This is a genomic window from Pseudomonas sp. E315 (genome assembly GCF_055406205.1).
Window position 1 is genome coordinate 68975 of sequence record NZ_JBUZPJ010000019.1, and the last position, 9530, is coordinate 78504.

Annotated in this window: 3 protein-coding genes; all 3 read right to left on the reverse strand. The window is 56.6% G+C overall.

The window, feature by feature from the left end:
- Positions 1-17: 17 nt before the first annotated feature.
- The 3 genes from recD to recC are packed head-to-tail and all read right to left on the reverse strand — an operon-like array spanning position 18 to position 9243.
- Complete coding sequence (gene recD / locus ACZRJQ_RS20720) at positions 18-2102, reverse strand: exodeoxyribonuclease V subunit alpha (protein WP_463980167.1); 2085 nt, start codon at positions 2100-2102, stop codon at positions 18-20.
- Positions 2099-5794 carry an exodeoxyribonuclease V subunit beta gene (recB, locus tag ACZRJQ_RS20725; protein WP_463980168.1) on the reverse strand — a complete coding sequence of 1232 codons (3696 nt, stop codon included), beginning with the start codon at positions 5792-5794 and terminating at the stop codon, positions 2099-2101. The genes recD and recB overlap by 4 nt, the downstream gene beginning before the upstream one ends.
- Entirely contained in the window at positions 5794-9243 is a 3450-nt protein-coding gene (recC, locus tag ACZRJQ_RS20730; RefSeq protein ID WP_463980169.1) for an exodeoxyribonuclease V subunit gamma, read from the reverse strand. Before recC ends, recB begins: the two co-directional genes overlap by 1 nt.
- Positions 9244-9530 lie beyond the last annotated feature (287 nt).

Below are 9530 nucleotides of genomic sequence, written 5' to 3' on the forward strand. Positions count from 1 at the left end.
TTATTCATTGCCTACGGCTATGTCAGCCCCAGCATCAGCCCGCTTAAACGTTTGACCTTGCGTTGTACCGCCTCTTCAAATACGCCCTTTCGTGGCTCGACCAAGCTGAACCAATGCTTGGCACGGGTGATGCCGGTGTAGATCAATTCTTTGGTCAATACCGGATTCAGCGCCTCAGGAAGAACAAGCGCGGTGTGCGAAAACTCAGAGCCTTGAGACTTGTGCACCGTCATGGCGTACACCGTTTCAACATCGTTGAGCCGACTCGGCAGTACAAAGCGTATGCCGCCTTGCCCGTCGTTACGGGCAAAGGCCACACGCAATACATGGCGCGGCGTCGGCCCTTCGCGCTCGGGAAGCTTGAGCGCGATGCCAATATCGCCATTCATCAAGCCGAGCCCGTAATCGTTGCGTGTCATCAGCACCGGACGCCCTTCATACCACTGCTGGTCGCTTTCAATCAGTTTGCGGGCGAACAACGCACGAGTAATACGCTCGTTCAACCCTTCAACACCCCACGGCCCTTTTCGCACAGCGCAGAGCACTTGAAACGCCTCAAAAGCCTCCAGCACTTTGCCTGCCCACACAGCCCAGCAAGGGTCTTCAAGGGGCGCATCGCCAGCCGGGCGCTGATCACGCAGCACCTCAAGGTAATGCCGATAACCTTTGGCCGCCTCACTTCGACCATCCAGCGCCAAGCGCTCGAACTGACGGTCTTGCTCGCCCTTGAGTGCCAGCGCAAAAAGATCGGCATAGTGGCCGCTGCTTAATACATCCCGCGCCGCTTGCGACTGCTGCTGATTGACCAGACGTGAAAGCTGACCAATACCGCTGCCCTCACCAAAACGTCGTGAATGACGCAGCATGACCACTTGCTGCGCTAAGGGGTGACTACCATCCCTATCTTGTTGTAAGTCGCTGTCCGCGAGGTTTTCGCCGCTGACGTGCTCCAGCCACTCACGGGTTTGTGGGGTGTACCAACCGGCTTGCGCATCGCGACACAAATCACCCAGCACGGCCCCGGCCTCTACCGACGCCAGTTGGTCCTTGTCGCCTAACAGCACTAAACGTGCATGGGCGGGCAAGGCATCGAGCAAGTTCGCCATCATCTCCAGGTCAATCATCGACGCCTCATCGACGACCAGCACATCCAGCGGCAAACGATTGCCCGCATGATGTCGAAAGTGTCGGGTGCCGGGCCGGCTGCCTAACAAGCGGTGAACGGTCGTCACGTCGCTGGGGATTTTTTGCCGAACCTTGTCATCCACTTCCAGCGATTTAACTTGCAGGCTGATGGATTCGGTTAAACGGGCCGCGGCCTTGCCGGTGGGCGCCGCCAGCCGGATACGCAACGGCGCACCCGCTTCAACGGCCGGGGCCTGCAACAACGCCAACAAGCGCACAACGGTGGTGGTTTTACCTGTGCCCGGGCCACCCGTGACGATGCTGAATGCCCCTCGTGTGGCCAAAGCGCACGCCAGTTTTTGCCAGTCAATCGGAGCATTCTGCGCTTGGCTGCCAAATAAGCCATTCAGTCGTGCAGGCAAGTCGTCAGGGGTGACCTCAGTCACCGCGAGACGTTGGCGCAATGCGCTGTCGATTCTTCGTTCATAGGCCCAATAGCGGCGTAAATACAGACGGCGCTCACTCAATACCAAAGGACGATCGGCGACCAGTGCGGGGGATTGTCCGGCATGTTCGACCAATGCGCTGGTTTGCAAAGCCTTGCACCAAGCATCGCCGTCCAGCGCCTCCAGCAGTTGCGAAGGCAACAGCATGGCGCTGGTCTGTAGATCGCCTTCCGGGGGTAAAGACAGGGCGAAGTCGGGCTCTTTGAGGGTTTCGAAAAGGTCCAGACAGACATGCCCGTGGCCCAACTGATGGCTGGTTAAAGCCGCCGCCAGCAAGACCAAAGGGTCGCCCTGCGGGTCAAGCTCATGCAGGAAGGCAACAAAGGCTTTGTCCAAGGCGCGCAACCAGCCGCGCTCGACCCAGCGCTCCAGCAACAGGAGCAAATCTGCGGCACACGTCAAAGGTTGCAACTGGGCCAGGCTCTCGGCAGTTAACGGTGTTGGCAATAACTCGGCAAACGAACGACTCATAACAGCACTCCCTGTTCCCAGGCCGGCTCAGCGTGTTGGGGCTCAGATTTACCCTGAAACATCAGATCCAGGCTTTCGATCAAGACTCGGGGCGGGCGCGTGAAAAATACGCCCTGCCCTTGGGATCGCGTGCCCCGCAAGAACAGGTACAACGCCCCGCCCATGTGCTGGTCGTAATCGTAATCAGCCAAACGTGCTTTGAGCTGACGATGCAGCGCCAACAGGTACAACACATATTGCAGGTCGTAGCGGTTATCCAGGATGGAGGCGGTCATTGCGTGTTCGGTGTAGGCCGAATCGTCGGCACCTAACCAATTGGACTTATAGTCCGCCACGTAATAACGCCCTTCGTGCTCGAAGGTGAGGTCAATAAAGCCTTTAAACATGCCGTTCAACAGGCTCGGCTCAGCCGCGGCCCGTGGCGCACCGCTGTGAGTGTGCTGTCGCACTAAGTGATCTAATTGCAAAACATCCACTTTATGGCTGGCAAACCAGAACTCCATTTCGATCTGGAACTGGTTCAAGTGGCTCAACACGACTGCGGGTTGGCCGTTATTCAAGCGCAGCGGTTCGTCTTGTACATGCTGCAACCAATCACCCAAGGTCTCAATCCAGCCTTGCCAACCACGTCGATTACAACGCCGGGCGACGGCGTCTTTGATCGCAGAAGGATCGGCCTTGAAGCCTTCACTGCCCGCCCATTCAAGTAAGCCATGCAGAAAGGTTCCCGGATTTGGCCCACGGGGGAAGCGATGTATATCGCCGCCACTGAGTAACACATCACGCGGGGCATCGGGATCTAGCCGCTCATCATCTGACAGCTTTTGTGCCAAAGCGCTTTCAGGCGCCTCAACAGTCCCGGCGCTGAGGCTGTCACTAATGCGCAATGCGCTGTAGGACGCGATCCACCAGTTCTCCGCTGCACGACGCTTAGGTATCAGCGGCTTAAGCAGCGTGGCGTCATTGGCCGGCGGGTAAAAATGCGTTTCGCTGGCAGGTGGGACAACGTCGCACTGGATCGCGTCGCACCCTTGCTGCACATCTGCCAGCCAGCGTTCCAGAGCGACAGATTCAGGCAATACCGCGCCACCTCCCAACAAGTAGCCCAAGGCAGACAGATGCAGCACCGAGCGGTTGTTATTACCGCGTTTAAGATCTGCAACCCCAAGCCAGCAAGCATGCTGGGCGCGGGTTAGTGCCACGTAGAGCAAGCGTAAGTCTTCTGCCAGACGCTCATCGTCTGCTTTGGTGATCAACTCCGGCGTCGCTTTTAAGCTCACGTGAGCGTTGCCGTCGGCGTCGTGGTAATGCAGCGGTAAACGGCTGCCATCCACCGGTTTGGTTGAGCAAATGAACGGCAAGAACACCAACGGGTATTCCAGACCTTTGGATTTGTGAATGGTGACAACCTTGACCAACTGCTCGTCGCTTTCAAGGCGTAGCACTTGCTCTTCTGCGGCCTGCCCGGACAACGCCAGATGCTCGGCCAAATACCGGATCAGCGCTTGCTCGCCATCCAGTTCAGACGCCGCCTGCTGTAACAATTCAGACAGGTGCAGCACGTTCGTTAACACGCGCTCGCCATCGGTACGGGCAATCAAGGCGTGGGGCAGCTCAAAGTCATGCAGCAAGCGGCGCAACATGGCCAAGACGCCTTGCTTGCGCCAAATCTCACGGTAGCCACGGAACTGCATTACCCGCGCTTCCCAAGCCAATTCGTCTTGATTCAAGCGTTCGAGTTCAATCAGCGGCAGGTCGAGGGTTACACAGGCCAATGCGGCACGCAGCGGACGCTCTACGTCTGGCTCGGCGCAAGCTTTAAGCCATGCCAGTACATCGCGAGCCTCTTGCGCGGCGTACACCGAATCCTTATCGGACAAGTAAACACTTCGCACACCACGCGCTGACAGTTCACGCCGAACGGCCTGAGCTTCTTTACCATCTCGCACCAAAATCGCGATATCCGCGGGCAGTACGCCGCGAAATGCTTTGCCCTCTTGAGCAAAGCCACACAGCCCTTGCTGACCGCCATTGAGTAACTCAACGATTTGGCTGGCACACGCTGCCGCTAAATGCTGACGATAAACTGCGCCCGAAACCGGTTGGTCGGAGGGCAGTTGCCAGACATTCAAGGCACTGATGGGCTGCCCCCCAAGCTGTAGGACTTCTTTGCGCCCTTGAGACTTAACCGAGACAAATGGCACAGGGTTTTCAGAACCTTCGCGGAACAGAAAGGCTCCACGCCCGGTATCTCGTTGCTCTGCTCGCTCAAAGACGTGGTTAACCGCCTTAACCATCGCATGGCTGGAACGAAAGTTGGTGTCCAGTGTATGTAAGCGGCCCTGAGTCGCGTGGCGAGCGCGCAAGTAGGTGTAGATGTCGGCACCACGAAAGGCATAAATCGCTTGCTTGGGGTCGCCGATCAGGAACAATCCCGTCTCGGGTGTGTTCTCTTCAATCGTGTAGATGGTTTCAAAGATGCGGTACTGAACCGGGTCCGTGTCTTGAAATTCGTCGATCAGCGCCACCGGGAACTGTTCACGAATCAAGGTCGCCAAGCGTTCGCCGCCTTCGGCCTGCAACGCAGCGTCTAGCCGGAGCAACATGTCGTCAAAACCCATCTCGGCACGACGGCGTTTTTCTTCTTCAAAACGCGCACTCACCCAGCGGGCTGCATGCTCAAGAACGGCAGCATCGGGGCTCGGCAAGGCATCCAGTGCTGTTTTAAGGCCCTGCATGGCGTCCAATGCCGGATGCCGCGGCGGCTCTGACTTCCAGGCTTCGGCCATGCCATCCGGGGTTAAGCGAGTAAAGCCCGTCCCAAGATCAAGCTGCTCTTGCGTATCGTCACTCGCCCATGCGCTGAGCTTTTCGAACCAAGGCTCGAAGTAGCGCGCTTGCATTTTTCGCCCATCGACCGCTTTGTTAGCGACCCCTTGCAGGCATATATCGCGTAATTCTTGAGCCCATTGCAGCCACGGCGCCTTGAGTTGCAGCAACGCTTGGCGACGCTCTAACAAGCAAGCCTCAATGATTTGCGCCGGTGTTTGTTCTGCGTTTGTGGACGAGCGTGAGCTGGCGAACAAAGCGCGTACACGAGGCAACAGCGCTGCCGGCCCGCTCCAGTTAGCGCGAACCCAGTTCAATGCGTCGCCGTGCATGGGGTAGCAGAACAGTCGCCAGTAGTCGCGTAGCACTTCGCCAAGCAGGTCGCTGTGGTCGGTTTCCAAGGTTTGGGTAAACAAGCTGCCACTGTCAAACGCATGCTCGCGCAGCATCCGCTGGCACCAACTGTGAATGGTCGAAACGGCGGCTTCATCCATCCACTGCGCGGCGATGTCGAGCCGTCCGGCGCAGGCCGCCCACTGATCGGGAGTGAATTGGTCCCGGAGTTGCGCGACTAATGTGTCGGGCTCCGTGATTTCGTCACGGAAGAACCTTGCCGCTTCAGCAAGACGCGTGCGAATACGATCGCGCAGCTCTTTGGTGGCGGCATCGGTGAATGTCACCACAAGGATTTGTGGCGGCAGTAACTCACGGCCAAAACCTGCTTGATCGGCGCCATGCCCCAATATCAAGCGCAAATAAAGGGCCGAGATGGTGAAGGTTTTGCCGGTGCCCGCACTGGCCTCAATCAACTGGCTGCCACGTAATGGGAAGGCTAACGCCAAAGGTGTTTTTTGCGCACTCATTAACAAGCCGCCTCGCTGCTAAGGGAACGCCAAGGTGCGTCAAATAAGGGGCGATAGAGAGCGTCGCACCAGTCAGAAAATTCACCACTGGCCATCAGCGCGGCGTAGTCCGGGAACTGACGAAGCAAGGCAGCACTTTCTCGACGCTCACCTTCGCTGGTTTGCCCATCACCTTCGTAGGCCTTTTGTGCTGCGGCATCCGCTTTAACTGGGTCTGTTTGCGCTAACCATGCGAACGCTGTTTTAACTGCAATCGGCAGGGGGCGGTCCATGCCCGCCTTCCAGGCCATTAGCAGGTTGCTGAGAATATCGTTGGCATGCTTGGCCTCAAGAGGCGCCAGTAACAACGTGTCATCACTGGCGACCAGCGCAGTGGACATGTCCAGACCGGTGGCACATGCCGCCAGATGCTGGACCCACGCGCGCGTCAGCCGATGCCATTTGCGGGTTTTAATTGCGCCAATGCTGTTAGGAATCGTCGTAATTGACAGTAATCCACCATCACTGCGCTGGTGCAGATGACTGAGCCAGCCTTCAAGTATCAGGCCCTGATGCTCAACACTGACAGGCTGGGCACTATTAAGCGGCGTCGGCCAAAGGGCCAGTAACTGCTGATAACGTTGGAGGATGTCGGGCAGCGGCTCCATCAATTCGTGTTGTAGGCACTCACCGAAACCAGCCATAGGCAGCAGCCCACTGCCCTGCAATTGAAGGGCGCGTGCGTGCAGTGCGTCCTCGATATGTTCGGGCTGAGCTAATGCGGCCTCAAGCAAGCTGTCGCTGAGCGTATAGCGCTGCAAAGCATCGAGAACAAAGGGCTCCTCATCCTCCAGAGGCACTTCGGCAGCCTCAAAGTAGACTTTCAGGCGCTGGCTAAAGAAGTGTCGCACCGGGTTACGCAGGAAGTCTTGCAACTGAGTCAGAGTGAGAGGCTCCTCCTGATGATGAGCGCCTAACCCTGTCGGCAAGATTTGTTCAGGCCGTGGCTCATGCAGTTGTTGCCACTCATGAGCGTAGCTAAACAGGTTGGGGTTGCCCTCATGAAAGTAGCGCGTACTGAATGGCTGAAGTGGATGCTCTTGGGTCATCGCCTCAAGCAAATCCCCTTCCCCTGCCAAATGCCAACCACTGGCGAGATGGTCACGCAACTGTCCGATAAGTACGCAAGCCGGGCGCTCACTGTTGTCACGAATACTGCGCCCGACCCAACTGATATACAGCTGATCGCGTGCGGAAAGCAGGGCTTCGAGTAACAGATAACGGTCGTCTTCACGTCGGGAACGATCACCAGGACGGTAGTCACTGCCCATCAAGTCGAAGTCCAACGGTGGTTGCGCACGCGGGTAGTCACCGTCGTTCATACCGAGCAAGCACACGAGCTTGAACGGGATGGCACGCATCGGCATCAAGGTGCAAAAGTTGACGGCTCCGGCGAGGAAGCGCTGCGAAAGCTTGCCCTGGTCGAGGCCTGCTAGCCATGCTTCGCGTACAACCGTGAGAGGCAGCTCATCTTGCAGCCCCACCATTTCACAGGTTTCGAGCCAGTTTTCTCGCAGCTCTTCAAGCTGAGCCAGTAAGTAGTCGTCGTGCTCGGTTTCTGCCTGAAAAAACAGCTGCACCAATGCTTGCAGGCGTTCGCCCCATTGTTGAGGCAAAGCTGGCTGTGAGAGTTCTTGGTGGGCTATTTCCAGCGCGTCAAGTAAAGCAACCAGAGGGCCAATCAGGACTGCATCCAAGCCGCCAATCTCGTCATAAGGTTCGATGCCATCGCATGCCTGCCCGCTGCCGACAGCGTAACCAAGCAACATGCGACGCAGGCCAAAACGCCAACTGTTTTGTTCCAACTGCGACGGCAGGCCCAGTCCCGCGCGTTGCTCGGCATTCAGTCCCCAGCGAATTCCCGCTCCCTCGATCCAGCGGTGGAGCGTCGGCAAGTCCCGCTCGTGCATGTTAAAACGCGCACGCAATGCGGGAACATCCAACAGATCAAGGATTTCGCTTACAGGGAAGCGGCTGTCAGGCAGCTTTAACAGGTGCTCGATGGCGATCAATAACGGGTCACGCCCTCGCTGACCTTGGTCGGCCAGCGTAAACGGAATAAAGCGACGGTCATTGCGGTCGATCTGGCCAAATACCGCGCGGATATGTGGGGCATAACTATCCACATCCGGCACCATGACGATCACGTCACGCGGCTGCAGGTCCGGGTTTTCGCTGAACCGTGCAAGCAGTTGGTCGTGCAGGATCTCGACTTCTCGTTGCGCGCTGTGGGCAATATGGAACCGAATCGACTGGTCTGTCTTTAAATCGACTGCTGGCCACAGCTCACGGGTTTCGTTGAGTGGGCGCAACTCAAGAATGTCATCTTGCAGTTGATTGAGCTGATTGCGTGGTTCGACTTCACTGAATAGATCAATGCGTCCATCGCGAAAAGCTGAGCGATAACTGTTGGGGTCGTCATAACTGTCGAGCAGGTTGATGTAGTCGCGACCTTGCTTGCCCCATGCTGCGAGTAACGGGTGAGCATGTTGGTGCAGGGTGTCTAGATCTAATGCTGTAGGCATTCCAGCTTTGCGGGATTGGCGTTTGTATTGATGACGTAGCAGATCTTTGTCCGCAACGATGTCAGACCAGTGATGACGACAGGGGTTGTGTGCACATAGCAATACTTGGCTGAATCGGGCCAGTCCCGCTAAAGCTTCTAATGCTTGGGCTGGCAGCGAAGAAATGCCAAAAACGATGACACGTGCAGGCAAGCCAAGTGGGGCTTGTTCAAGGCTATTAATTGTTTCAATAAAACGCTGATGAACTCCGGCACGGCTTTGGGCCATGCCCTCTTGGCCTACATCGAGCAGGAGCGCACGCCACAACTCGGCCTGCCAGCAGTTGGCTGCACTCAATGCAGGTGTTTCCCCGCGGGCATTGCGCAATTGATGACGACCAGCCGCCCAATCTTCTAGCCAGTCAGCCCGATAAACTTGGTATTGGTCAAACAAGTCAGCGAGGCGTTCTGACAGTTGATAGCGCTTACGCAAGTCAGTGTCATGGGTAAGGAAACGCTGTAGCGGTTCAAAGTGTGGCTGGTCAATTAGCGCTGGAAGTAAGCGCATGAGCCGCCAAGTAAGCGGGGCTTTATCGAGCAGAGACTTAGCGGGGATGTCTTCTTGGCCCAGAACGAGCCGATAGAGTTGCCACAGAAAACTACCGGGCAGTTGCACGTCTACAGCGGCTGCAATACCGCAACCACCCGAGTCATCATCTTGCGCATCTTCGGCCAAGGCCAGCTTTAACCATTGGGCAATGCCATTGCTCTGAACCAGAGCAATTTCGTTCTCCAGTGGCGCCAAGGGATAGCGACGCATCCAACTCACGACCAAGCTGCGTAATTCATCAAGGCGGTTACCGTGAACCACCATAAAACCCGCATTGAGAGACGTAGCGAACGACATGAGGGCATCCTTAGGAGCAAACAAAAATCCAAAGGAGAACCTTAACATTGCTCGGGGGTATTGGTGCAAAGGGCTCGCATGCATCCGTATCGGTACTGCGTGCGGGTCGGATCAGATGTAGAAGTTCAGACTTGATCTGACAGTTACCGGATTTGCGGTCATGACTGTCAGGTCAAATTCAGTTGATTATCTTGGCCTGCCAGATTTTCTTTCCGTCCTCAAATGTCTCAGCCGGCGTCCGGCCACAACACATTTTTCCCTGATGAGTCCGTTCATCATTGTAGTGG

Coding starts and splice junctions, on each gene's coding strand:
- recC (WP_463980169.1), bottom strand. CDS start 9,243: ATGTCGTTCGCTACGTCTCTCAATGCGGGTTTTATGGTGGTTCACGGT.
- recD (WP_463980167.1), bottom strand. CDS start 2,102: ATGAGTCGTTCGTTTGCCGAGTTATTGCCAACACCGTTAACTGCCGAG.
- recB (WP_463980168.1), bottom strand. CDS start 5,794: ATGAGTGCGCAAAAAACACCTTTGGCGTTAGCCTTCCCATTACGTGGC.